15 protein-coding genes and 1 pseudogene are annotated in these 25,373 nt (G+C 71.5%); 8 read left to right on the top strand and 8 right to left on the bottom strand.

Annotated elements, in window-relative coordinates:
* Positions 1-99 precede the first annotated feature (99 nt).
* A complete protein-coding gene (locus WME97_RS25020; RefSeq protein WP_437540630.1) occupies positions 100-1,533 on the top strand; it encodes a sigma 54-interacting transcriptional regulator in 1,434 nt (477 codons plus the stop codon).
* Between the two features lie 31 nt (positions 1,534-1,564).
* Here the strand turns inward: WME97_RS25020 and WME97_RS25015 are convergent, their stop codons facing one another.
* Together WME97_RS25015 and WME97_RS25010 are read right to left on the bottom strand one after the other, a co-directional pair.
* On the bottom strand, positions 1,565-3,298 hold the full coding sequence (locus tag WME97_RS25015) for a hypothetical protein (protein WP_437540628.1): 1,734 nt from the start codon (positions 3,296-3,298) through the stop codon (positions 1,565-1,567).
* A gap of 50 nt (positions 3,299-3,348) precedes the next feature.
* Entirely contained in the window at positions 3,349-7,302 is a 3,954-nt protein-coding gene (locus WME97_RS25010; protein WP_437540626.1) for a protein kinase domain-containing protein, read from the bottom strand.
* 109 nt (positions 7,303-7,411) lie between these two features.
* Between WME97_RS25010 and WME97_RS25005 the strand changes: the two genes are divergently transcribed.
* The 3 genes from WME97_RS25005 (at position 7,412) to WME97_RS24995 (ending at position 12,106) form a co-directional block, all read left to right on the top strand.
* Positions 7,412-8,890 carry a serine/threonine-protein kinase gene (locus tag WME97_RS25005; protein ID WP_437540624.1) on the top strand — a complete coding sequence of 493 codons (1,479 nt, stop codon included), beginning with the start codon at positions 7,412-7,414 and terminating at the stop codon, positions 8,888-8,890.
* Between the two features lie 361 nt (positions 8,891-9,251).
* A complete protein-coding gene (locus WME97_RS25000; protein WP_437540622.1) occupies positions 9,252-9,938 on the top strand; it encodes a hypothetical protein in 687 nt (228 codons plus the stop codon).
* Between the two features lie 467 nt (positions 9,939-10,405).
* Positions 10,406-12,106, top strand: coding sequence for an alpha/beta hydrolase family protein (locus tag WME97_RS24995; protein ID WP_437540620.1), 1,701 nt, complete (start codon positions 10,406-10,408; stop codon positions 12,104-12,106).
* A gap of 12 nt (positions 12,107-12,118) precedes the next feature.
* Here the strand turns inward: WME97_RS24995 and WME97_RS24990 are convergent, their stop codons facing one another.
* Entirely contained in the window at positions 12,119-12,859 is a 741-nt protein-coding gene (locus WME97_RS24990; RefSeq protein WP_437555494.1) for an SGNH/GDSL hydrolase family protein, read from the bottom strand.
* A 464-nt stretch (positions 12,860-13,323) separates the two neighbouring features.
* Between WME97_RS24990 and WME97_RS24985 the strand changes: the two genes are divergently transcribed.
* Positions 13,324-13,989, top strand: a complete 666-nt coding sequence (locus tag WME97_RS24985; protein ID WP_437540618.1) for a hypothetical protein — start codon at positions 13,324-13,326, stop codon at positions 13,987-13,989.
* A gap of 18 nt (positions 13,990-14,007) precedes the next feature.
* On the opposite strand, the gene WME97_RS24980 is transcribed toward WME97_RS24985, so the two are convergent.
* From WME97_RS24980 to WME97_RS24970, 3 genes and pseudogenes are all read right to left on the bottom strand, one after another.
* Positions 14,008-15,345 (bottom strand): RCC1 domain-containing protein, encoded by a 1,338-nt coding sequence (locus tag WME97_RS24980; protein ID WP_437540616.1) that lies wholly within the window; start codon positions 15,343-15,345, stop codon positions 14,008-14,010.
* A gap of 405 nt (positions 15,346-15,750) precedes the next feature.
* The gene (locus WME97_RS24975; protein ID WP_437540614.1) at positions 15,751-17,244 is read right to left on the bottom strand and encodes an APC family permease; all 1,494 of its coding nucleotides are present in this window, start codon (positions 17,242-17,244) and stop codon (positions 15,751-15,753) included.
* Between the two features lie 317 nt (positions 17,245-17,561).
* A pseudogene (locus WME97_RS24970) lies at positions 17,562-17,696 on the bottom strand (multicopper oxidase domain-containing protein); the annotation flags it as partial.
* Between the two features lie 252 nt (positions 17,697-17,948).
* Between WME97_RS24970 and WME97_RS24965 the strand changes: the two are divergent.
* Together WME97_RS24965 and WME97_RS24960 are read left to right on the top strand one after the other, a co-directional pair.
* Positions 17,949-19,298, top strand: coding sequence for a hypothetical protein (locus WME97_RS24965; protein ID WP_437540613.1), 1,350 nt, complete (start codon positions 17,949-17,951; stop codon positions 19,296-19,298).
* Complete coding sequence (locus WME97_RS24960; protein ID WP_437540611.1) at positions 19,285-21,825, top strand: tetratricopeptide repeat protein; 2,541 nt, start codon at positions 19,285-19,287, stop codon at positions 21,823-21,825. Before WME97_RS24965 ends, WME97_RS24960 begins: the two co-directional genes overlap by 14 nt.
* A 271-nt stretch (positions 21,826-22,096) precedes the next feature.
* On the opposite strand, the gene WME97_RS24955 is transcribed toward WME97_RS24960, so the two are convergent.
* A complete protein-coding gene (locus WME97_RS24955; protein WP_437540609.1) occupies positions 22,097-23,047 on the bottom strand; it encodes a right-handed parallel beta-helix repeat-containing protein in 951 nt (316 codons plus the stop codon).
* A 451-nt stretch (positions 23,048-23,498) separates the two neighbouring features.
* On the opposite strand from WME97_RS24955, the gene WME97_RS24950 reads away from it, so the two are divergent.
* On the top strand, positions 23,499-23,813 hold the full coding sequence (locus WME97_RS24950) for a hypothetical protein (RefSeq protein ID WP_437540607.1): 315 nt from the start codon (positions 23,499-23,501) through the stop codon (positions 23,811-23,813).
* A 202-nt stretch (positions 23,814-24,015) separates the two neighbouring features.
* Here WME97_RS24950 and WME97_RS24945 read toward each other — a convergent pair whose 3' ends face one another.
* Positions 24,016-25,119, bottom strand: coding sequence for a serine/threonine-protein kinase (locus tag WME97_RS24945; protein ID WP_437540605.1), 1,104 nt, complete (start codon positions 25,117-25,119; stop codon positions 24,016-24,018).
* Positions 25,120-25,373: the final 254 nt, after the last annotated feature.

The raw sequence follows: 25,373 nt of genomic DNA, 5'->3' as shown, positions 1-25,373 counted from the left end.
TGGCGGGGCGTGATAGATCGTGGCCTGCGGCATGCAGCCTCGGGTCGATTCCCTGGCGCCTCCTCCGTGCGCGGCCTGCCAGGGGCGGAGAGGGGCAGGATGAGCGCGGGTCGGGACGAGCCGTCGACGCTGGTCCGCACCCGGCGGCGCGCCGGCTCCGCCGCCGAGCCGCGGCCGTTCCTCTTCCTCGTCTTGCAGTGCCAGCGGCCGATGGATCCGCCCGCGCGGCTGGCGCTCGACGGGGTCGACGAGGTGCGGTTCGGGCGAGGCCCGGTGCGCTCGATCGACCGGCGGACCGAGGCGGACCGGGCGCTGCTCGACGTGCGCCTCGAGGACGGCTGGGTGTCGTCCCGCCACGCGCGGATCACGCGCGACGGCGGCCAGCTCTGCCTGGAGGACCTCGGCTCGACGAACGGCACCTTCGTGAACGGCGTGCCACGGCGGAGCGCGACGCTCGCCGAGGGGGACCTGATCGAGCTCGGGCACACGTTCTTCCTGTTCCGCCAGGTCGCGGTGCCCGACGAGGCGGCGAGCGACGCGGCCCAGGCGGCGGATCCGCCGTTCGGCCTCGCCACCTTCTCGCCCGAGCTGGCCGAGCGCTTCGCCTCCCTCCGGGCCGTCGCGCCCGCGCCCATCCCCGTCGTCCTCCAGGGCGAGAGCGGCACCGGCAAGGAGGTCGTCGCGCGCGCCGTCCACGCGCTGTCGGGGCGGCCCGGCCCGTTCGTCGCCATCAACTGCGGCGCGCTGCCCGAGAGCCTCATCGAGTCCGAGCTGTTCGGCCACAAGAAGGGCGCCTTCTCCGGCGCCGCCGAGGACCGGCCCGGTCTCATCCGCGCGGCCGACCGCGGCACGCTCTTCCTCGACGAGATCGGCGATCTGCCCGCGGCGTCGCAGACCGCGTTCCTGCGCGTGCTGCAGGAGTCGGAGGTCGTCGCGGTGGGCGCGACGCGCCCCGTGAAGGTCGACCTCCGCGTGGTCGTGGCCACGCACCGCGACCTCCCCGCGATGGTCGAGCGCGGCGACTTCCGGGGCGATCTCTTCGCGCGCCTCTCGGGCTTCGTGCTCGAGCTGCCGCCCCTGCGCAGGCGCCGGGAGGATCTCGGGCTGGTCATCGCCGCGCTGCTCCGCCGCGCCGCCCCGGACCGGGCCGCGTCGATCGCGCTCGGCTGCGAGGCGGCGCGCGCGCTCCTCCTGCGCGAGTGGCGGCTCAACGTCCGCGAGCTGGAGAAGTGCCTTGCGACCGCGATCGTGCTCGCCGGCGGCGGCCGGGTGGAGCTCGAACACCTGCCGCCGCCCGTCGTCGTGCCGCGGAGCAGCCACCCGCCCGAGGCCTCGAAGCCCGACGCCCAGCCCGCCGAGCGCCAGCGGCCCGCCGAGGAGGACCAGCAGCGGCGCGAGGCGCTCATCCGCCTCTTCCGCGAGCACCGCGGGAACGTCAGCGCGGTGGCGCGGGCGATGGGGAAGGGGAGAACGCAGATCCACCGGTGGATCGCGCGTTATGGCATCGAGCCAGGCGACTACAGGGACGGGTGAGCGCGCGATTGGGTGACCGCGCGGCCGCCGGTCAGGGACAGTACAGCGCGCCGACGGGCAGCACGCTGCCGGGCAACATCGGCGCGAACGGGGAGAACGGGAAGTCCCGGACGACATCCGACGGGTGGTTGAGAAACACGGTGATCGGATGGCGCCATGTGCGCTCGCCGCCCTTGCACTGCTGGAAGTCCCTGTCGCCCTCCACGAGCACCCCGTCGTCGACGGCGCACTGGTGGAGCGTCGGACACTCCGCGACGAGGAGCGATTCGTCGCAGGCGCCGACCGGGGTCGCGACGCAGTCGACCTCGCCCTCGGCGCCGGCGCAGAGGCGTTCCCCCACGTACGCGGCGTGATCGGTCCAGTATTCACCCGTGCAGGCGAAGGCGTGCTGATAGATGGCCTGCCCGGAGTCCTCCCCGGGGGTCGGAGCAGGGTGGAATTTGCCATTCTCGTCCATTTCATTCATCCCCACCTGGAGCCGGGGGTGGAGGGGCTCATTGCCCCACAGGTTCCCGAAGAACGCGCCCTCGCGCCAGCCGAAGACATCGACCTCCGCCGCCGGATACACCGCAGGGCGGAACGTCGCCTCGTTGATGGAGATGACGCCGGGCGGCGGCGTGGGGCCCGGCCGCGGGTGGCTCGCGACGCTGAAGCGGCGGTTCCTCTCCACCACCGCGGTGAGGCCTCCTCCGCCCGGCGTCAGGAGGCCGGCGCGGCCGCTCGTCCGCGGGCCGCTCATGAGGCTGAAGTAGGCGCTTTGAGGGCAGACGAAGCGGAGCGCGGGCTCGGCGCGGCTGTCGCAGCGCACCTCGCTCGGATCGATGTGATCGGGTGAGTCGGCGTCGCAGCCCCGGATACCGCTGCAGACGCGAAGCACCGTATCGCTGACGGGCAGCCCGGCGGCGCTCGCCGGGTCGTCGGAGCAGTCGGTCAGGGGCGCGTCGCCGGTCGCGATGAACACGGTCGAGCCCGGGGTGCACGAGCCGACGTCCTGGGCCGTCCATCCACAGTTGCGCGACGCTCCCTGGGACTCGATCGCGCACCGCCTGAAGCTCGGAATGGTGTCGCCGTCCTCCGTGTTCCTCACCACGCGGACGGAGGGCGCCGGCGTGAGGAGCCCCGGCCGGTGCTCCGGGAACGCCTGGCCTCGCAGCGAGACGGTGATCGAGCGGCCCATGGCGTTCACGAGCGAGAGCATGCACGCCGAGACGAGCTGCTGGCACTTCGGCCCCGCCTTGTCGACGGCCCAGATAGGGCAGACCCCGATCTTGCCGTCGAATGTGAATTTCTCGCCTGTCGACGTGTCGGTGTACGAGACGCTCTGGTCCTGCTCGAGGGCGCAGGCGACGAGGTAGTCCATCACCTCGCGCGTGGGCTCGTGGCGGAGCTGATAGCGGAGCTCCGGGTACTTGCTGTCGTCGGCGTAGCTCTCGGTCGCGAGCGGGACGGACACCATGACGGGGTTGGCACGCGGGTTCGTGATCAGCGCGTTGCGGGTGAGCGCCTCGGCGGAGAGTCCGTTGCCCCAGACGCCCTGCACCGCGTCCGCGATGTCCGCCACCAGCCCGCTGGCCGACCCGCCGCTGGCCGACCAGCCGCTGGCCGGCCCGACGACCGACCCGGTCGACGAGCCGCTCCCCGCCGGCGCCGCCCGCGGCGGCCCCTCGAGCGGGGAGGCGTCGCCGCCGGCTACGGCGCAGCCCGCGCCCACGAGCGAGAGCCCGAAACACAGCGCAATCAACCCTCGTGTCCGGTAGATCTTCACGCGGTCAGATTCCTTTCTTGTCTCTGGTCCGGGCGATCCGACCGGTCGGTTCACGCGGCGCCGGTCGCTCCGGGCGTGAGCAGGGCGCGCTCGATCTCGTCGAACCGCTGCTGCCAGAAGCCCGCCGACATCGCCCTCGCTTCGGCGAGGAACAGGCGCGCTTCGCCGCCGTCGCCCGCGCGGAGCGCCGAGAGGGCCGCGCTGTGGAGCGCCTCGGCGTGCTCGTGAAGGATCGCGGTATGCCGCGCCTCGTCCACGAGCGCGCGCCATGCCGCAGCGTCGAACCGACCGGCTGCCCGGTCGTCTAGAGCCTGTTGCACCAGGCGTGCCAGCGTCCGGGCGCAAGGGGTGAGGTCGGGTTCGGGGAGGCTCGCGCGGGCCTCGGCCAGGTGGCGGGCCGCGTCGTCGTGCTCGCCCCGGGCGAGGTGGATGCGGGCGAGGAGGAGGACGTCGTCCGGCGAAGGGCGCTTGTTGAAATAACGCCGCTGGAGGTCGAGGCTGCGGCGCGCGAGCGGGAGAGCCTCGTCCGGCGCGCCCAGCCAGTACCGCAGCTCCGCCAGGTTCAGCGTGGCCCAGCGCTCGAGCTGGGCATGCCCGAGCTCGCGGGCGAGGCGGACGGCCTCCCGCTGGTCCGCGACCGCGCGCCCTTCCTCCCGTCGCTTCACCCACATGAAGACGCGGTTGATGTACGCGGTGCACAGGTGGAAGACGTCGCCGGCGCGCAGGCAGGCCTCGACGACGGCCTCGGCGTGGCGCTCGGCCTCGTCGAGCCGGCGGGCCATCGAGAGCGACGCGACGAGCACCAGCCGGGCGATGACGTGCGCCTCGTGGTCGCCGACGGCGAGCGCGCCGCGGGCGGCCCGCTCCAGCTTGGGGATCCCCTCGTCGACCCGCTGGTCGCGGCAGTCCGAGCGGCCGCCCGCGAGCAGGCAGCGCGCGTCGAGGCGGGTGTCGCCGAGGCCGGCGCAGAGCTCGGCGGCGCGCGCCGCGATCGCCGCGGAGGCGGGGAAGTCCTCGAGCCAGTCGAGCGCGGTCGCCTCCTCGAGCAGGAGCTCGGCCGCGCGGGCCCGGTCGCCCGCGGCCTCGGCCAGCGCCCGGGCGGCGCGCAGATCGGCGAGCGACTCCTCGAAGCGCTGCAGGCGGTAACGCGCGCTGCCTCGGCCGGCGAGCGCGCGGGCGCGGGCGCGGGTCGAGGCGTCGTCGCGCTCGAGGAGATCGGCGAGGCGCAGGGCCGCGGTGAAGCGCTGCTCGGCCTCGACGACGTCGTGCCGGGCGAGCGCCTCGTCCGCGAGCTCGGCGTGCGCCGCCGCCGCGGCGGCCAGGTCTCCCGCGGCGGCCGCGTGCCGGGCGATCCGGGCGCGCGCCCCCGCGGCGCGCGGCGCGCCAAGGAGGCCCTGGAGGACGGCGGCGTGCAGCGCGCGGCGGCGGGCGGGCGGGATGCGCGCCTCGATGGCCTCGCGCAGGAGCGGGTGCCGGAAGGCGTAGCGCGGCGGCGAGGCCGAGCGCGCGACGAGCACGCCGGCCCGGGCGAGGCGCGCGAGGCCGACGCCCGGGTCCAGCGCGCCGGCCGTCGGCGGCGCGTCGGCGGCGCGATCCAGCGCGCGCAGGGCGGCCTCGAGCTCGGCCGGGGAGAGGTCGTCGCCGAGGATCGCCGCGCGCTCGAGCAGGTCGACGAGCGGCGGCGGCAGGGCCGCGAGCGCGCGCTCGGCGAGGCGCTCGCCGAGCGGCGCGGCCGACAGGGAGAGCAGCTCGTCCGGCGCGAGCGTCCAGCCCTCGCCGCCCCGGGCGCGCTGGATCGCGCCGCCGACGCGCAGCGCGTACGCCACCTCGACGAGGTCGCGCGGGACGCCGCGCGCCAGCGCGTGGAGGCGATCGAGCACGGCGCGGGGGACGAACTCGACGGGGCGGAGGCGGTCCTGGAGCAGCGCGCCCGCGGCCTCGGCGTCGAGCGGGCCGAGGTCGAGCGCCACGCGGCGGGCGGCGCGCTCCCCGAGCCCCGGACGGAGCGACGCGATCGAGGGCCGCGCGGCGAGCACGATCGCGAGGCGCGCCGCGCTGCCCTCGGCCGTGGCGAGCTCGATGGCGTCGAGCGCGGACGCGTCGGCGAGGTCGGCGTCGTCGAGCAGCAGCGCGAGCGGCGCGGCGGCCGCGAGGGCGGCCGCGAGCGCGCGGGCCTCGGCGTGGCGGCGCGCGCCCGGCGCCCCGAGCAGCGGCGCAGCGGCCGGGTCTTCCGGGGCGAGCCGCCCAAGGGCGAGCCCGACGGCCGGCCAGGCGCGCGCGGCCTCCGCCGCGCCGAGCCGCTGGACGAGCACCTCCCGGGCGCTCTTGTCGCGCTCGCCGCTGGCCGGGAGATCCAGGGCCGCGCGCAGGAGCGCGACGAGCGTCGCGCCGTGCTCGGCCGCCTCCGGCCGGAGGGCCGCCGCGGCGTGCACGGCCGCGCCGCCGGCGCGGAGCGCCGCCGCGAGCGCCCCGAGGAACCGGCTCTTTCCGTGCCCTTCCGCGCCGAGCGCGGTGACGAGCGCCGGCCCGCCGCCGGCGAGCGCCTCCTGAGCCGCGGCGAGGGCCGCGCAGAGCGCCGCGTCGCGGCCGCGCAGGGCGGTCTCGCCGGGCTCGTCGGGGGGCGCGTTGCGCGGATCGGGGGCCACACCGCGCGGAGAGGGCGGGGTATCGTGCGGGCCGTCCGCGAGCGCGCGCCGCGCTTCGGCCGTGAGGATCGCCGGCGGCATGGCGTCCGCGTCGCCCGGGCCGGCCCCCCAGGTCTCCGCGTCCTCGAGCGCAGCGCCCGCGAGCGTGACGCCGTGCGCGCCCTCGCGCACCCGGAGCGGAGCCAGGTGGACCACGAGGGGCGGCTCCGCTGCGCCGGCCGCGGCGACGCGCTGGGCCACCCGCACCGCCGCGCGCACGCCGTCGCCCGGCGCGTCGGCGGCGGGGAAGGCGAGCACCATGCGCTCCCCGCGAAAGCGCGCCAGGATGCCGCCTCCGGCGCGGGCGATGTCGACGAGCGCGTCCGCGCGCTCGCGCGTGCGCACGGCAAGCAGCGCCACCGCGCGGCGTGGGCCGGGGGCGGGGGCGGGCGCGCCGGAGGAAGCCGCGCGCCCCCGGGGCGGGGCGATGCGCGCTTCCAGCGACGCCGCGAGCGCGCGCGCCACATCGCTGGCGCGGGGCGGGCGGGCCTCGGGATCCTTCGCGAGGCAGCGGAGGACCGCCTCGTCGGCGCCCTCCGGCAGCGGCGCGAGCGAGGAGGGCGGGTCGGGGCGGCGCGCCACGTGGGCCTGCCGCACCTCGGCCGCCTCGCCGACGAACGGCGGCCGGCCGGTGAGCAGCTCGAAGATCATCGCGCCGAGCGCGTAGATGTCGGCGCGCGCGTCGACGGCGCGCGCGCCGAGGCACTGCTCCGGCGCCATGTACACCGCCGTCCCAAGGATCGCCCCGGTCTGCGTCAGGTCGGGGCCGAGCGCCGCGCGCGCATCGCCGCCGGCGCGCGCCTGCGCGGCCAGGCCGAAGTCGATCAGCGCGACCTCCCCGCCCGGCCGCAGCCACACGTTCTCGGGCTTGAGATCGCGGTGCACCAGCCCGGCGTCGTGCGCCGCGTCCAGCGCGACCGAGAGCGCGCGCGCGATCGCCGACGCCTGCTCGATCGGCATCGCGCCGGTGCCCGGCAGGTCCGCGAGGCAGCGCGCGAGCGAGCTGCCCTCGAGCCGCTCCAGCACGAGGAACGGGCCGAGCTCTCCCGAGCGCCCGCGGCCGAGCAGCGCGGGGACCAGCGGCGGCGCGAGGCGGGCGAGCGCCGCAGCCTCCCGCTCGATCCGGCCGTCGTCTCGCCGGCGCGCCACCTTGAGCGCCACGGCGTGGCCGTCGCCCTCGCGCGTCGCCGCGTAGACACGCGCGAACCCCCCTTGCCCGAGCAGCCGCTCGATACGGAACCCTTCGACGCGGAGCCCGGGGACCAGCGGCGACGGATCCTGCTCGAGCGCCTCGTGCTCGCGCTCTTCGGCGCTCGTCACCGGCGATGGAGCCAGAGGGTGCGCCGGGCACGCGGCGCCAGCCCGCGCTGGGAGGCGGCGATGGCACTCGGAGCAGCGCATTGGGCGCGAGTATACTGGGGTAGGTGCCATGCGGACGCCTGCCGAGCCCAACCAGGACGAGACAGCCGTCATCTCGGGCCGACCGCTGGAGCTCGAGGCGAGCGCCGCCGGCGACGCGCTCCCTGCAGGGGCGGTGGTCGGGGGTTACGTGCTCGACGACGTGCGGCTCGGAGGCGGCTTCGGCGTCGTTCACCGGGCCGTCCCGGTCGGGGGAGGCGCGCCGGTCGCCCTGAAGGTCCTCCGCCGCGGCCTGTCGCTCCTGCCGGCGATCCTCCGGCGCTTCCAGCGGGAGGCGGAGGTGCTCGCGCGGCTGAAGCACCCGGCGATCGTCGAGGTCCGCGGCGTGGGCGCCCTGGACGACGGCCGGCCGTACATCGCGATGGAGTGGATCGAGGGCCGGAGCCTCGCGGCGGAGCTGAGCGCGCGGGGCGCCTTCTCGCCGCCCGAGGCGGTCGCCCTGCTCGAGGAGGTCGGCGGCGCGCTCGCCGCCGCGCACGCGATCGGCGTCGTGCACCGCGACGTGAAGGCCCAGAACGTCATGGTCTGCCCTGGCGCGGGCGGGATCGGGGCGCCGGGCGTGAAGCTCGTCGACTTCGGCATCGCCAAGCTCCTCCGCCCTCTTGGCGCCGCGCGCGGCGCCAAGAGCAGCAGCCTGATCCTCGGCACGCCGCTCACGATGGCCCCGGAGCAGATCCTCGGCGGCGCGGTGGACGCGCGCACGGACATCTACGCGGTGGGCCTGCTCGCCTACCAGCTCGTGACGGGCGAGCTGCCGTTCCAGGGCGCCGATGCGGTCGAGACCGAGGAGATGCACCTGCGCGCGCCGCCGCCCTGCCCGAGCGACCGCGCGCCCGTGTCGGCCGCGTTCGGCGCGGTGGTGCGCCGCTGCCTCGCCAAGGAGCCGGCGGACCGGTACGCGGGCGTGCCCGAGCTGCTCGCCGCGCTCCGCCAGGCGGTCGCCGCGCCGGGCCGCCAGACCGTGGCGCCCGCGGCGCGCTCGCCGGCCGACGCTCGCCTCGCGGGCGCCTGCGCGCAGGGGCGGTGCGCGCCGGGGGAGCCGCGCGCCGCGCTGCTCGTCGAGGCCCGGCTCTCGGCGCCGGACGACGCCGGCGACGAGGCGCTCGCCGACGTGGAGCGCCTGGTCCAGGCGGCGCGCGCGGCGCTCGTCGGGCTCGGGGCGACGCTCGTCGTCGAGAGCGCCGACGCGCTGCTGGCGGCGCTGCCCGCGCCGTACGATCGCGCGCCGGAGCGGGCGCTCGGCTGGGCCCTGGAGCTCTGGGCGGAGCTCGGCGCGCGGGCCGGCGCGAGCCCCGAGGTCCTCCCGCGCCTCGCGCTGCACGCGGCCGAGCCCGAGGCGCTGCGCGGCTGGGCGCCCGCCGCGACCGGGGCGGGCGTGTTCGTGACCGACGCGTTCGCGGAGGGGCTCGCCGGGGACGGGGAGGCGGGGGAGATCGACCGCGCGCCGCTCCGGGGAGAGGGCGGCGCGCTGCGCCGGGTGGTGTCGTGAGCGTCGCGGCCTGACGCGGGCGGCGCGCTGACACGGCCGCTGCCACAGGGTGTCACAGGGGCGGTGTGACAGGGGACAGCCGGGATGTGGCAGGCGGGGCGCCTCTGCGGCGCGGAGCCGTCCTGCTGCGAGCACGGCGACGGCCGCGAGGGGCGCGTCGGCGGCGCGTCGCTTTCGGGTGATCGGTGGGAATCGCCCTCGGGGGCAACGCGAGGTCGCCAGCGCCGCGCGCTGGCAAGGCGCTTGCGATGAGGCTCCGCCGCGAGGCGCCGCCGCGGCCGCGCCGCTCCCGGCGCGCTGCGCGGCGGGCTGCCTCCGCTTCGACAACCAGAAAGCTCGAGAGAGCTGAGGAGATCTCGTCATGCGCATCATTCGCTCTGCGTTCCCCCTCGCCGCCCTGTTCGCCGCCGGCTGCGCCGTCGAGGCGGCCGACCCCGAGCTCATGGAGGACGCCCCGTCCCTCTCGGAGACCTGGACCGTCAGCAACGCCGCGGACAACGAGCGCTGGGACTCGGGCCTGAACGCCAACCTCTCGGCCTGGGAGTATATCCACTGCCACATCGATAATGGCGCTGGATTCATGTTGACCGACCTCAACGCGTTCCAGGAGCCCCTCACCGAACCTGACGAGTTCATCGCCAGGCTGTCCGGCGTGTGCCGGGAGTTCGACCTCCTGCTGCCCGATCTCCCGCGGACCGGCGCGATCGACGCGAAGACCATCTTCTCGTCGCCGGGCGGCTTCCGCTCCGGCGCGCTCAGCGCCGCCGTCACGGGCGCCAACTACCCCACGGGTCTGCGGCTCAAGGTAGACGGCGCCAACACCTATGTGAAGGACGTGCGCATCAACTACGCTCCCAGGAACGCGGCCAATACGGCCCTCAACCTCGCCTCGTCTTCCCACACGAGCTATGCGATCGGCTACGCCGGGAACAACGTGACCCTGAACTGCCCGGCCCAGCAGGTGCTGACGGGGCTGGACCTCAGGTACGATACCGTCGAGGGGAAGATCCGGGTCCTGGAGATCCACTGCAGAGCGCTGCAGCCCTGAGGGGGCCAGCGAGGGGCAGCGCGCTTTCGTTCTGAAAAAAAGAAAAAGAGAGCTTGCCGCACATGGCAGCTGCCCGTTCTTCCGCCCGCGGCGTTCCACGAGGCCGAGCGAACACACGCTGACGACGACGTGGCGCGATCGACGCAGCCTTCATCACCAAGGTATTCCACGAGGGCCCCGGGGTTCCGTCGAAGGCGGCGCAGCCGGCGACATTCACGATCGACACCTTGACCGACGTGTCGTCGTAATCCACGATACCGCACTTCCGTCGGCCGCATTCATGAGGATTGCGCGCGCCGCGTGCCATCGAGGTGCTTGGATATCATCTCTGTGTCGCTGGGAGGCGACCGGCGACGCTGCCGCTTGACGCGCTCGACGTCGGGCACCAGAGCGGACCGATGTTGGGTATTCGAGCGCGACAATGGCTGGGTCGAACGTGGCAATGGCTAGGTCGAACGCGGCAATGGGTGGGCGTCGGCCTCCTCGCGGCGCTCATCGTCCTCGGCACACAGCTCCTCAAGCGGCGCGCAGGCGCTGGAGCTCGCTCCGCAGCGACGGTGACATACGCCTGGATGCAGCGGAAGGGGCCTGATGGGTTGAACGTCAGCGTCGATCTCTACGCGCCGCCGCGCGCGAGCAAGCGCGGCCCGCTGGTCGTCCTCTTGCAGGGGAACGAGCCCTCGCAGCCCGACGAGCGACTCGCGTTCGCCGCGAACGTAGGCGACTCCCTGCAGCGAAACGGGGTCGCTGCCGCCGCCCTCTCGTTCAACATCCACGCCGGCTACACGCTGCGCGCGTGCGCGGCGGACGTCGCCCGGGTCTTGCAAGAGATCACGAACGCGCGCAACCCGACGCGCGTGGTCCTCGCCGGCCGCGGCCTCGGCGCGTGGATGGCGTCGCTCCTTGCGCTCGATCGGCGGCTCCTCGAGGGGGCCGGCATGGATCCCGGGCGCGTCGATGGGGTCATCCTGTTGCGTGGCACCTACGACCTCGGCGAGGCGGCGCTCGAGGGGCACCCCGACGCGGCGTTCTTCGCGGCCTCGGTCGAAGATCGCGGGGAGTCCTCGCCCATCACGTACGCGCGGTCCGATGCGCCGCCGTTCCTGATGCTGTTCGGCGCGGAGGACGACATCGGCTGGGCGCGCCTCGCTCGCCCCTTCGCGCGCGCGCTCCAGAACGCGGGCGCGCCCGACATCGACTACTTTGTCGTCCCCAGGCGCGATGCGCACAGCATCGTGCACTGGGGCGGAAGGGGAGACATGGTCGGCGATCTTGTGTTCCCCTTCGTCGCCTCGGGCCTCAAGGACCTCCCCATCGACAACCCCTTCGGCGTGCTCCGCCGCTGGGGTTCACGGCCGCCGCGCGACATGGCGGAGCTCCGCAAGGATCCCCGGGCCATCGCCACCTACCCGGTCGACGCCGCGCTGCGGGAGACGATCAGCGGCCTCCTCGGCAAGGGGGGGCTCGAGCGCTACCCCCTGCCCGGCAAGACGTATCAGGCCATCGATCTGCTCGCCTACCTGGCCGAGCGGCCGAAGTCCGAGGTGGGCGAGGGGGACTGGCTGGTGGTCTCGAACCTTCGGGGCGAGCAACAGTACTTCTCTCGCGAGGTGCTGAAGAAGGCGCAGGCGGTCATCGTGGTCGGGCTCGACGACGAGGACAATCTCTACCGCATCGTCGACTTCTACCGGCTGAAGCGCGCCTACTCGTGGATCAAGGGCGAGGAGCCGATGCCGATGATGATCCGGCCGCTCGGCGCGTTCCTGCACTTCCGGACGCCGCTGCCCGCGGACCTGGGGAACAAGACCTACGCGGCATTCGGGCTCGATGCGGCGAGCTTTCACTGGGTAGAGAGCGATCCGCTCGCGCCGCTCCGCTCGCTCTCCGGCGGGCTGCGCGAGGCGCTGATCGGCGAACAAGGGTGCGTCAAGTGCCACAGCTTCCGCGGCGTCAACGCACGGGCGCACCACGCGCTGGCGCTCGACGGCACGCCGTACGGGGCGTACGCGCTGCCGCTCGAGGAGTATCCGACCGAGGTGCTGCGGCGCTTCTTGTTCGAGCAGGACGCGGTGGCAGAGGGCTTCGGGGTCATGCCGATCCGGGTGGAGGAGACCGTCGCCGGGCAGCTCCTCGACATGGTGAACCACGAGAAGAACGAGGAGAAGTAGCGGCCGGAAACCTCAAGGTTCTACTTGCTCGTAGAGCGCCGCCGCCCACTCGGCGTGCGCCCGCGCCGAGGGGTGCAGGCCGTCGCTGGCGAGCATCTTCGCCTCCGCCTGCTTGTGCATGAGCGGATAGAGGTCCACGTAGCGCACGCCGGCGGCTCCTGCCTCGTCGCGCAGAATGGTGTTGAAGGCGACGATGTCCGCGCCGATCTGCCGCGGATCTCCGAACGAAGCGGCGGCCGGAGAGAGCGACCAATCGGGCTGCGGGAGCGCCACGATCCGATCCGGCCCGACGCCAGCGTCGATGATCGCTCTGAGGAGCGCGCGCACGCGCGAACGGTAGACGTCCGCGCTCCAGCGACGCACGTAGTCGTTGGCGCCCACCGCGAGCGTCACCAACGTGGGGCGAAATGGCGCCACCTCCGGGATCTCCCGCTCTTGCACGTCTTCGGTTGTGTAGCCGTTGACCGCCACGTTCTTGAGGGTCACCCGGCGGCCCTGCGCGCGCCAAAGGTCAGCGAGGCGCGAGGGGAACGCGTCGGACGGCGGGTTCCCGGTCCCCGCCGTGAACGAGTCGCCGAGCGCCAGATAGCGGATCTCCTCGAGCCCGCGCGTGGGCGCGACATCCTCGCTGGCACCGGTGATCGCGCTCCGTGGATAGCTGCCGAGCAGAAGCAAGGCGAGGAGAACCCCGCCGAGCAGGAGCAAAACGGGCAGGAGAAGCGGGCGGATCGAGCGCATCAAGAAGGATAGCATCACGCGATCGCCGATCTAGATATCCTTCGAATCGCTCCTCGCGGTCTGAACACGGGCCCAGCCAGGGGGCATGGTGACGTGGACGATCCGTCGATTCACGGCGCGCCATCCGTCCGAACCTGGCTGCGGTGTCACCCGCGAGCTTCGCGATATCCATACAATCCGCCTCACGCCGTTCGACTGGACGGCGACGCCGCTCGCCGAGCTTCAGGCGCCCCCGGGGGACGGAAGCCCGGTTACCCCATGAGACGATCGACATGAGGATTGGACCGATGTCGTGACGGGGATCCGGCGCTCGGTCGACACGCTCGCAGGGCGAGCCAGGGTAAGGTGATGAGAAGGACGTGCTCATCGCGTGCGCTCCCGGGCCTATCTTTCCACGGCGGGATCGTGCATCATCGGACGATGGTGCCCTGCGGATGCGCCGCGGTCTCGCGGCGTCGTTGGACGGAGGACATGAGCGCATGACGATTCCCCTCCGCCCCGAGGAAGCGCTCGCGAGCCTGCGCCGCGCGGGCCTCGCGACCCAGATCGACGCCGCGGCCTTCGCGGCGGCGTGCGACAAGGAGCGAGGCGGCGCGCCGCTCGACGCCGAGATCGCGCTCTCGGCGCTGGCCTCGGTCTACGGCGTGCGCGGTCCCTCGGAGGCGAGCGCCGTGGACCGCGCGTTCGTGGTGGACGAGCACGCCGCGGCCGATCCGGCGGTCCTCGGGGCCGTGTGGCTCGCGCTCGAGCGATGGCTGGAGCACCCTATCCCCGTCTCGGTGGCGACGGACCTCGACGAGCTCGCCTCGTATGCGGGCGACGTGTGCTTTCTTCGCCGGCACGCCGACGCCGCGGGCGAGGCGCCGTATCTCTTCTCCATCGACGGGTGGCGCACGGGCGATGACACGCCCTACTCGCTTTACGTGCTGCGGAGCGACGGCGCGCCGCTGGTTGCGCTCGGCGTGCCGGTCCAGCTCCACGTGCACCCGGACACGGAGGCCGCGGCTGCCGGCGTCTTCCGCACGGACGGCCTCACGCCGAGCTACCGCGAGCACGCGCCGGCGTGCGCCGCGTGCCGCGACGCGCTCCGGCGCGCCGCGGATCGAGGTGTCCTGCCCGACGTGTTCCGGCCGCTCCTTGGGTAGCGGCACGGACAGGGGGCGTCAGGGCGCCTTCACCTCGACGGGGACCGTGGAGCTCGCCCCGGCGCCGTCGCCGAGCTGACCCAGGGTGCCTCTGCCCCAGCACAGGACCTGGCCAGGGCCCGTGGGGCCGCACGCCCCCTCGACGATCGCGCACGTGTGGAAGAAGCCGGCGCTCACCGCGACGACCTTGGCGAGCGCGGTGCCGTCGCCGAGGACGACGGGCTCCATTCGCATGGGATCGGCCCTGGTCGGCGTGCTGCGACCGAGCTGCCCTTGCTCGTTGCTGCCACGGCAGCGGAGCTGCCTCTGGTCGTCGATCGCGCAGACGAAGACGTAGCCGGTGGACATCGGCCCCCAGACACCCGGGATCGCGGCCGCCGTCCCGGCCGGGGGAGCCTCGGTGCCGTGCTGACCTGAGCTGTTGTTCGTCCCCCAGCAGAAGAGGCCTCCCACGTCATCGCGCGCACAGCCGAAGTTCGTGCCATAGGAGATCTCGGAGAAGGGGAGCTTCGCTCCCGCCGCGATGAGCGGCATGTGCGCGCTGTAGTTCGCGCCGCCCTCGGAGCTGGCGGCGGTGTTCGTGAGGATATATCCGCCGCCCATCGCGCCCCAGCAACGCAGCCCGTCTTCCGCGGCCCCGGTCGAGAAGCACGTGCCTATCGAGCCGATGCCGCCCGCGAGGATGGCCCTCGGACCGGCCGTCGGGGTGAAGTTGAACGCTTTCACCGGGACGAGGCTCTCCTCGCCGGTCGCCTCCGGCCCGAGGCTCGAGAACAGGTTGGACCCCCAGCAGTAGATGCTGCTGGTCGAGGTGAGCGCGCACGCCGAGTACCACTCCGGCGCGATCTTGCGCACGAGCAGCGGGGCCCCGCCGTCATTGACGATCGCCGGCACGTCGTGGGCCATCGCGTCCTTGGAGCCATTCCCGAGGATGCCGGTCTCGTTGTTTCCCCAGGCCCAGAGTCTGAGCTGGCTGTCGATGGCGAAGGTCGCCTGCTCGGTCAGCGCGATCTGCGTGATCGTCGCCGCGCCGAGCGACGCGGGAAAACGCACTCTCACCGGCGTGCTCGAGGAGACCGCCATCGCCTGCGGAACACCCAGCTGGCCGAACGAGTTGTCCCCCCAGCAGGCGAGAGAGCCGTCATGCCGGATCGCGCAGGTATGGCTGCCGCCGGCGGCCACCATGATGGCGTCGGCGAGCGTGGGGCTGTCCGGCGGGATCTGGCATCCAGGATCACCCCCGCCGCCCTCGCCCCCACCGCCGGAAGCCCCGCCGCCGGACGCGCCCCCGCCGCCTTCGCCCCCACCGCCGGACGCGCCCCCGCCGCCTTCGCCCCCCCCCGCCGCCCTGCCCATCGATCGGACCGCCGCCCGTTCCGCCACCCGCGCCGCTGTCCGAGAAGCGCCGCTCGGGAGCGGTGCATCCCGCCCCCGCAGCGAGGGTGGCGGCGATGACGAGAAAGGAGCAGAAGTTCGGTCGCGTGTGGGGGGGCCTTTTCATTTCAAGCATCCGGTTACACTCCAGCGTCCTTCACACAGCCTTACCGCACGGAGGACGAGAAGTCCAGTTGGGCCCGATCAGCGATGTCCCCGCTTTCCAGAGGCCTCAGGGGCGCTTCGGCACGCACCTGCCGAGCGTGGGCGATCTCGGCAGAGCCTGCGAGCACCGGTGAGCGGCAAGGCTCCCGCGGATCCACCAAGTTCACCTCGAGCGCTCTGGCCCGAGCCCCCTTGCCACGCGGCAGCGCGGGGACTCAGCGATCAGCGTTGCGGGCTCGCCGTCAACGCGCTGTGCTTGCGGCTGTAGCCGAAGTAGATCGCGAACCCGAGCAGGAGCCAGGCGGCGAGGCGCAGCCAGTTCTCGGTGGGCAGCGAGAACATGAGGAGGAGACAGATCACGATCCCGAAGATCGGGGTGAGCGGGTAGAGCGGCACCCGGAACGGGCGCGGCGCGTCCGGCGCCGTCCGGCGCATGATCAGGACCGCCGCGCAGACGAACAGGAACGCAAGGAGCGTCCCGATATTGACGAGCTCCGCAAGGATGCGCAGCGGGAGGAGCGCCGAGAGGGTGGCGACCACGAACCCGGTGAGCAAGGTCGACTTCCACGGTGTCCTGAAGACCGGGTGCACCGATCCGAAGAAGCGCCTGGGCAGGAGCCCGTCACGCGCCATGGCGAGCAGCACGCGCGGCTGGCTGAGCATGAGCACGAGCAACACGGAGGTGATCCCGGCGACCGCCCCGAGGGAGATGATGAACTGCGCCCACGGGAGGCCGACGCGCGCAAAGGCGTCGGAGACAGGCGCGTCGATGCTCAGCTCGGTGTAGGGCACCATGCCCGTCAGGACCGCCGCGACGGAGACGTAGAGGAGGGTGCAGATCACGAGCGAGGCCACGATACCCGTGGGCAGATCGCGCTGCGGGTTCTTCGCCTCCTCGGCGTGGGTCGACACCGAATCGAACCCGATGTAGGCGAAGAAGATGGTCGCGGCGCCGGCGAGCATCCCGAGCGGCTCTCCCCCTTTACCGGTCTCGCCGAAGACCGTGTGACCGAAGAAGCTGAGCCCCGCGAACCCGAACGGCGCGAACGGCCGCCAGTTGTCCGGGTCGACGTAAAACGCGCCCACCGCGATCACGAAGAGCACGACCGCGAGCTTGAGCGCGACCATCACGGCGTTGAGCGTCGCGCTCTCGCGGATGCCCTTGAGCAGGAACACCGTGACCGCGATCGTCACGAGAGCGGCGGGGAGATCGATGATCGCCCCCGTGGACACGAGCTCGCCGAGCGCCGGTTGGTAGTCGAACGGCGCGCTCCTGAGCTCTCTCGGCAGCTCTATCCCGAAGATGCCGATGAAGTCCTGGAAATAATGGGACCACCCGTGCGCCACGGTGGCGGCGCCGACGGCGTACTCGAGGACGAGATCCCACCCGATGATCCACGCCGGCAGCTCGCCGAGCGTCGCGTACGAGTACGCGTAGGCCGAGCCCGCGACCGGCACCATCGCCGCGAACTCCGCATAACAGAGGGCCGCGAACACGCAGGCCATGCCCGCCACCACGAAGGAGAGCATCAGGGAAGGACCTGCCTTGTCGTGCGCGGCCTGGCCGGTGAGCACGAAGATGCCTGTCCCGATGATGGCGCCGATCCCGAGGCTCGTGAGCTGCAGCGGCCCGAGGACCCGCCGGAGGCGGTGCTCCCCCTGCAGCTCTTCTCTCATGACCGACAGCGGTTTACGGACGAAAAGCCGGCTCCCCATGACCTTCGGTCTGCTGGCTCTGCGGCCCGGCCCCTGGCACGTCAAGCCGGAGGCCCGTGGAGCCAGGAGCGGCCCCGCGCCGCCGGACGAGCGGAGCCTGCCGCGCTGAGCGCCCCCGTGCCCGGAGACGGCCCCGTGCGAACCTCCTGGCCGCCAGGCGGGTCAAGGAGAAGAGCCCGCCCTGAGGAACGTGCTCACCTTGTTCCCGGACGAAGGAAAAAAATTGAGCGAACGATGGTCCTCGCGATGAGCCGCGGCGCTCTTCGTTCTGCGATGCCGCGGCAGCGCGCGGAAGGCATCGCCCCTCGTCGCACCCCTTAGGTCGGTTGTCCCGGCTGGACGGGCCCGATGCGGTACGGCCGCATCATCTCGTTGTCTTCGTGCTCGAGGATGTGGCAGTGCCACACGTGCTGGCCGGCGGTGAGGAACCGCGCCCGGATGCGCGTCACCTCGTGTTGCCGAAGAACGCGGGATTCCAGATCGGCGGGACGTCGGTTTGCGGGATGAACGGACTCGTGATTCCGTTGAAGGATGCTTGGGCCGAGGCAGCGATGCATGGAGGGTGGTTCGTGCGGCTCGGGTGCTCGCCGCGGCGAAGGGAGGAAGCCGTCGCCATCGCGCCGGCCCGGCGGGGGGACGCGGGCGGTGGTGACGCTGCCGTGCGGCCAGGCTTGTGGTAGCGTCCGCCCCGGAGCTCCTCCGCCATGAGCAACGCCCCGATCGCCACCCTCCGCGGCCATGCGGTCTCCAGCCGCGTGCTGACCCCGCCGCCCGCGCAGAACCTGGACGATGCCGTCCGCCTCTGCGACCCCTACTCGCCGCTGGACCCCAGGGAAGATTCCAGCCTGTTCGCCAACCTGACGGCCATCCGCGGCAGCGATCGCCTCGGCCGGATCGTCCGCAACATCCGTCGGTCCGGTGGGATCCCCACCCTCCACTTCGTCAGCGGTCACCTCGGGAGCGGGAAGACCACCGAGCTCCTCCGGATGAAGGTCCAGCTGGAGACGGCCGCTCACGGCGCGCCGCTCGCGACGGTCCTGTTCCTCGACGCTGACGTGATGCTGAACCGGACCGACATCGACCTCGAGGATATCCTCCTCGCGCTGTGGAAGCTCGTTTATGAGCAGCGGAAGGCGGCGGCCGTGAAGGTGCTCATGCCGCTGTGGAAGGACCAGATCAAGGAGGCGCTGAGCAAGACGATCACCAACCTTCCCGGCGACATCTCGGAGGCGCTCACCCGCATCCTCGGCGAGGTCCGCCTACCCAGCGCGGAGCGCCGGAAGGACATCCGCACCGCCCTGCGCTCCACGACGGCCGTGCTGATCGAGGGGCTGAACAAGGCCTTCGCCGCGACCAGGGAGGCGCCGGACGACGGCGCGGGTCCGCTGGTGGTGCTCATCGACAACATGGAGAAGCTGAGCCAGGCACACCACGAGGGGGTGGAGCGGCTCTACCGGGAGCGGATGGGCGCCCTGAAGAGCCTCGACGCGCACCTCGTCATCACGGTTCCGCTGTATCTCTGTTACGCGCCGGCCGGCGCGGGGCTGAGCGGGCTCTACGGCGGCGAGATCGTCGTCGTGCCGATGATCGAGGTCCGCCGGCGCGCCGCGGAGGGCGGTGGGGACAACCAGGGCGGCGTGACCGCGCTGGTGGACTTGCTCAAGAAGCGAGTGCAGTTCGATCGTCTGTTCGAGGAAGGCGACAGGGCGGCGGAGCGAATCGCGCGCCTCAGCGGCGGCTGCATCCGGCACGCGCTCCACATGGTGCGGGCAGCCAGCAATGAGCACGATGACCCTCCGGTGACCGCGGCCTCGGTCGAGCGGGCCGCCTCCATCTTGCAGGCCGATTTCGAGCGGGCGCTGCCTGAGGGATATGTGCCGATTCTGCGCCAGATCGCAGAGACGAATCGATTTCCGGACCAGTGCGACGTAGGGGTGAAGCGCGACCTGCTGCTCAACCTGTTCGTCCTCGAATATCAGAACGGCGGTCCGGACCCGTGGCACGCGGTTCACCCGCTCGTGGAGCGGTGCCGGAAGTACCGTGAGCACGGGTGAGCCTGCCGGTGGGAGTTCGTACCTGCCGGGGTCGGCTGCCGAGTCCATTGCCAACCTGACTGACGAGTCCGAGGAGCGGCTCAGGGCGCTCCGGCGGGGACTGCGGCGCGCGGACCGGTTCGCGTTGTTCGTGGTGCTGGCGTCTGGCGCAGCGCGGACTGAGGTGTTGCGGCGAATGCGAGGCTGGAGCGGACAGGAGGGGCTCCCTACGTTCCAGTTCCTGCCGGATGGAGCGCAGGGTGTGCGCGCCGTCGAAGAACTCCTGGAGACCGCGGGTCCTGCCCAGCCTCGCCGGGGCATCGTCGTTTCTGATACAGCGTCGTTGCTTGACACTGCGGAAGGCCGCGCAATCCAGGCGCTCAACATCGCGCGCGATACTTTGGCGCGCGTGATCGTGGGACCGCTCGTGCTGGTGCTTTCGCCGGACCGTGCCGCCGATCTGCCTCGTGTGGCCCCTGACCTGTTCGACGTACGATCTGGGACATGCGAGGTGGAGGCGCTCCCAGGTGCCACGCTGGGCGACGCAGCGAGGCTCGCATCGCCGCCCGAAGAAGCGCGACGCCCGGCAAGATTCATTGATGAACTGAACGAGTTGAGGGCGACAGCAGCCCGACTTCGCGAAACGATGCCTTCGTCGGAGGCACCGCCGCCGGCCGCGCTGGCCGATGCATGGCTGAATCTCGGGCAGAAGCTATTAGTTCGTCACTATGCCCTCGACGAGGCGCTGGCTAGCTCAAGAGAGGCGAGGCGCCTGGCGGAGGGGATCGGCTATCATGGCGCAGTTTCGGCTGCCTTGGTCCTTGAAGGCAACGTGGCGATGTACCGTGGCGATCTCGAACGCTCTAGGAAGGCACTCGAGCATGGCCTGGAGATCTCTCAAACGGCCCAGGATCGCCTCGGCGAGGCCAACTGCCTGAAAAGCCTCGGCGACCTCGATATGCGCGTTTCCAACCTCGATGCCGCTCGCGCCTCCTACACCCTCGCTTTGCCCGTCTTTCGCGAGATTCGCGATCGCCTCGGCGAGGCCAACTGCCTTCAGAGCCTCGGCGACCTCGACAGGCGCGTTTCCAACCTCGATGCCGCTCGCGCTTCCTACACGCTCGCTCTGAGCATCTTTCGCGAGATTCGCGCTCGCCTCGGCGAAGCCAACTGCCTGAAGAGCCTCGGCGACCTCGACAGGCGCGTCGACGACCTCGATGCCGCTCGCGCCTCCTACACGCTCGCTCTGGGCATCTTTCGCGAGATTCGCGATCGCCTCGGCGAGGCGAACGGTCTTTGGAGCCTCGGCGACCTCGACAGGCGCGTCGACGACCTCGATGCCGCTCGCGCCTCCTACACGCTCGCTCTGGGCATCTTTCGCGAGATTCGCGATCGCGTCGGCGAGGCCAACTGCCTGAAGAGCCTCGGCGACCTCGACCTGCGCGTTTTCAACCTCGATGCCGCTCGCGCCTCCTACACGCTCGCTTTGCCTGCCTTTCGCGAGATTCGCGATCGCCTCGGCGAGGCCAACTGCCTGAAGAGCCTCGGCGATCTCGACAGACGCGTTGACGACCTCGATGCCGCTCGCGCCTCCTACACGCTCGCTCTGGGCATCTTTCGCGAGATTCATAATCCCCTCGGCGAGGCCAACTGTCTTTGGAGCCTCGGCGACCTCGACAGGCGCGTCGACGACCTCGATGCCGCTCGCGCCTCCTACACGCTCGCTCTGGGCATCTTTCGCAAGATTCGCGATCGCTCCGGTGAGGCCAACTGCCTTCAGAGCCTCGGCGACCTCGACATGCGTGTCGACGACCTCGATGCCGCTCGCGCCTCCTACACCCTCGCTCTGGGCATCTTTCGCGAGATTCGCAATCGCTCCGGTGAGGCCAACTGTCTTCAGAGCCTGGGCGACCTCGACATGCGTGTCGACGACCTCGATGCCGCTCGGACCTCCTACACCCTCGCTCTGGGCATCTTTCGCGAGATTCACGAGCGCCTCGGCGAGGCCAACTGCCTTCAGAGCCTTGGTTTGCTGGCGCTAACAGCCGGCGAGCCCAAGGAAGCCTTTCAGCGCTTCCTGGATGTGCTCGCCCGCCATCGCGAGATCCGGAATCAAGTTGGCGAGCAGGCTGTTCACGGCTACCTCGCACGCACAGCCGCGGCTGTCGGCGCTCCGGACCAGGCATTGATCCTCGCAGAGCTCTCCCTGGACATCGGCGGGCGGATACAGGATCGCATTGGTCAGAGCATCACACTGGAGCTCCAGCTCCTGATCTTCTCCAGCCTGCAGGACGACCGGGCGTTCCTCGCCACCGCCCTTCTACTCCGCGATCTCTGCACCTCCCTCCGCGAGGTCGATCGCGCCCAGCGCTACGCTGCCCTCCTAGAACAGGCCGCGCGCACGCTGCCCGCCGAGGCGTGGGCAGACCTCCAGCAACACGCCGAAGCCCTCCGCCGGGCGGCCATCGCTGCAGCCGCTCAGCGCCTCAAGGACGCCGGCCGCGACCCCTACGCTCTCCCCAGCCCTCCTGACGCCACGACTCCATGACTCTTCAGCCGTTCAGGGCGCGTCGCGGCCTGTGTCTGCGAGAGCGGTCAAGGCGCCTTCACCTCGACGGGGATCGCGGGGCTCGTCCTCTCCCTGCGCTGCAGGTGCCCGGCGTCCTCGATCTCGACGCCGGATGCGCCACCCGGATCGAGACCGGCGGTCGCGATGTTTGATATCCATCACTCCTGATCGGCTCCGCCGCCGGAACGAATCGTCCAGCTCCCGCTTGGCCACTTCGTGCCGCTTGCGAATTGCGCTGCGGTATTACGCTTCAACGGAGAGTTATGTTGCGGAGCGTCTCGAGCCTGTTGGTGGTCGACCAATGGTTGGTGGCGGAGATCTTGTTCACGCTCTGCCACGCATCGTAGACGCTGCTGGTGGATGAGGAGTTGTGAGCGATGGTCCCGTGGCCGCTGGCTACGACCCGAATGCCCAGATCATTTCTGGCGAAGCTGCTCCACTCAATGCTAAAATGATCTGAGTTTGAAACTTGAATGCCACCCCAGTTGAAGTCTGCCCACGCGTCTACGATCGAGATGTTTGTGCTGTGGCTGATGTATAGACCGGGGCCGCCGTTGTCTATGAACGAGTTTTGTTCGTACTGATTGCCATTGCTGTCATGCTGATAGATGCCAGCGTCTGTGTTTCCGGAGACATAGGTGCCCATGACGCTCCCGCTCGCGCGGATCATCTCCACCCCGCGGTAGCCGTCCGAGTAGGCCCCGTATTCAATCGAAAATGTGTCGCTGTCCCGTAGGTGTACGTTCGCGCGGTTGGCACCGAATGCTGCGACGCCAAAGAGCTGGAACTGCCAAGAGTCCGCGATTGAGAGGCCATAGTCAAAGTTCCCTTGGCTGTGAATGGTGCAGTTGTGAATCTGAACTTGTCGGTCGAGCTCCTTGTTTATCGGGTTGGCGTTCGCCACGACTGCGCAGGTTCGGTCGGCTCCCGTCTCGTCCTTGCAGTTGGTGAATGTCGGGGCTGTTGTCGGCGGGTAGATGGAATGACCGTTGCAGTGTAGATTTGCCCGCTCGTTGAGCTGAATTTGACCATAATGGTCTTCGTGAAGAGAGACGTCTGTGTCGGAGCTCCAGTAGCCCTCCGTGGCGGTTGCCAGCGCTGGCATCAACAACACAGCAGCGCCGACCGCCGCGCCCGTCCACCTCCGGGAGTGCCAGAATTTGCCCTGTTGCGACCCGTGTTTCGTCTGATATGCTAGCATCGTAACCTTCTTGTCAGCTCATGCGGCCGACGTAGATAAGCATCCGTGAGAGACGCAGCCTAGCATGGCCCCGAAGGTTGTGGAGTGAAGGCGGCGGTTTTGATGAAAGCGCGAGGAGTGTGCTCCTGCCTTGACGAGCGCGATGCGCGGCGTCGGCTGGCGCAGATAGCGTAAGACATCGAGGGTTTCCCCATGGGTCCTGCCCAGCCGGACTGGCCTCCTCCGCCCGTGCCACAGGCGCGCGCTGCAGGGCCGGCCAGGCCAGCTGTCGCGGCGCTGGCGACAGGGGCCGTTCGGGGCGCGGGCTGTCCTGTGCCGCTTTCGTGCTGGCGAGGCCCGGGCTGGGAGGGGTGATGTATACCGGAACGAGGCGCTGCGGCGAACGCCCCCTGAAGGCGCGGGACTCGCGGCCTTCTGCCGGGGGTGAAACATTTCGATGCGCGCAAAAGGAATGGTGCTTTTCATCATCGCCCTCGGTTGCGCGAGCTGCGCCAAGAGCGAGGAGGAGATGCAGCAAGAGTTCGAGGTGATCGTCGCCGAGTCGAACGCGTGCAATGACCCCTCGGAGTGCGTCTATGCATCGCCCGGCTGCCCGCTCGGGTGTTTCGTGCCCGTGAACAGCGCCAAGAAAGCGTATGTGGAAGAGGAGGCGCGCGCGCTCATCGAGGACAACGAGCGCTGGGGGAAGTACTGCGCGTACGACTGCGCCGTGCCGGGCCCGCTCGAGTGCGCCGAGGGCCGCTGTCAGGAGGGCGCCTCGCCCTGACGCGCGTGTCGCTCGCCGCGGCTTCGAGCGACACGATGGATCGACAACGCAGCGCTGTGGCACGACGAGCGCAGATGGTGTCTTGAAGACGTGTCCCCTGGGCGGATGCAGCAGACCGCGCGCCTGGGTTCCTGGACGGCGCGCCCGAATTCCTGGTTGGCCCCGCCCGCGTCCCGACGAGGCGGACGCGGCGCGAGATCCGCTATCGGGGCGCTGTGCCCTGGCGTTCCAGGAGGCGTGCGGTCATCGCCTGTGCAGCGTCGGCGACCCGGGCGGCGGCGCGCGCCGCGTCGCGGACCACCCCGTCCACGCGGTGCGCGCCGTCGCTCCCCGCCGGCCCCCAGAGCAGCGCCGCGGGCAGCGCGATCCCGAGCGCCAGCGCCGCCCCGGCCGCAGCGACGCGCCAGCGCCGCCTCCTCGGCGCCGCCGGCGGCGCCACCGGCACCCCTGCCGCGGCCTCGAAGGCAGAGATCATCGCCTGGACGCCGGGGAACCGCTCCGACGGGCTGATGGCGAAGGCGCGCGCGAACCACGCCTCCAGGGCGGGCGGCGCTCCCGGGCACAACGTGGCCAGCGGGGGGCGCCCGCTGACCAGGATGGCCGCGAGCACCGCGGCCAGGTTGCGGCCCGGGAACGGCTGCCGCCCGGTCAGCGCCTCGTGCGCGACGACCGCGAGCGACCACATGTCGAGCTGCGGGCCGCCCAGGCCGTCACACGTGTGCTCCGGGCTCAGGTACGCCGGCGTGCCCAGCACCACGCCGTCCGCGGTGCGGCGGCGGAAATCGGCCGGCCGATCCTGGCCGACCCACTTGGCGATCCCGAAGTCGGTGATCTTGGCGCATAGATGGCCGTCGCTCCCCTCGACAAGAAGGATGTTGGACGGCTTGATGTCCCGGTGCACGACGCCAAGGCCGTGCGCCACCGACAGCGCCTCTCCCAGCTGGCGGAGCAGCGACGCGAGCTCGACGGCAGGGATCGTCCCTCGCTCCTCCAGCAGCTGACGCAGCGACCTGCCGCGCACATGCTCCATCACGATGTACGGGCCCGCCGCCAGGTCCTCGCCGGCGTCGAGCACGGCGACGACGCCGCGGGTCTTCTGTCCGAGCTGCGCGGCGACCCGCGCCTCCAGGCGGAACCGCTCGATCGCATCGACGTTCCGCCCGCCCCGCGCCACCGTGAGGAACTTCAGCGCGACGTCGGCGCGCCGGACGCCGTCGTGCGCGCGCCAGACCTCGCCCATCGCGCCGCGCCCGAGCAGCTGATCGACCTGGTAACGCCCGTCGATGAGGCGGCCTCGCAGCCGCACAGAGCGGCGCGAAGAGGCTGGGCGGGAGTCTGCCGGTCGATCAGCGAGCGCGACCACGCTGCGCGCGCTGTCTCTCCTCTGGGAGTCAGGTTGTGAGTCGAACGAGGAAGGATGGAACACGATCGAGCACCTCCGTGCCGCCTCTGTGTCCCAGACGCGCCGGTGTGCCTCTCGGGCGACGCGCTGGGGCCAGGGACCGGGGCATGCGCAGAGCGTATCGCGAACATGCGACCCTGGGAATCGCGGACTGCGCT

The organism is Sorangium sp. So ce367 (assembly GCF_051520455.1).
Taxonomy (GTDB): domain Bacteria; phylum Myxococcota_A; class Polyangia; order Polyangiales; family Polyangiaceae; genus Sorangium; species Sorangium cellulosum_B.
Note: the sequence above shows the minus strand (reverse complement) of the source record. Positions and strands in the feature narration are given on the sequence as shown.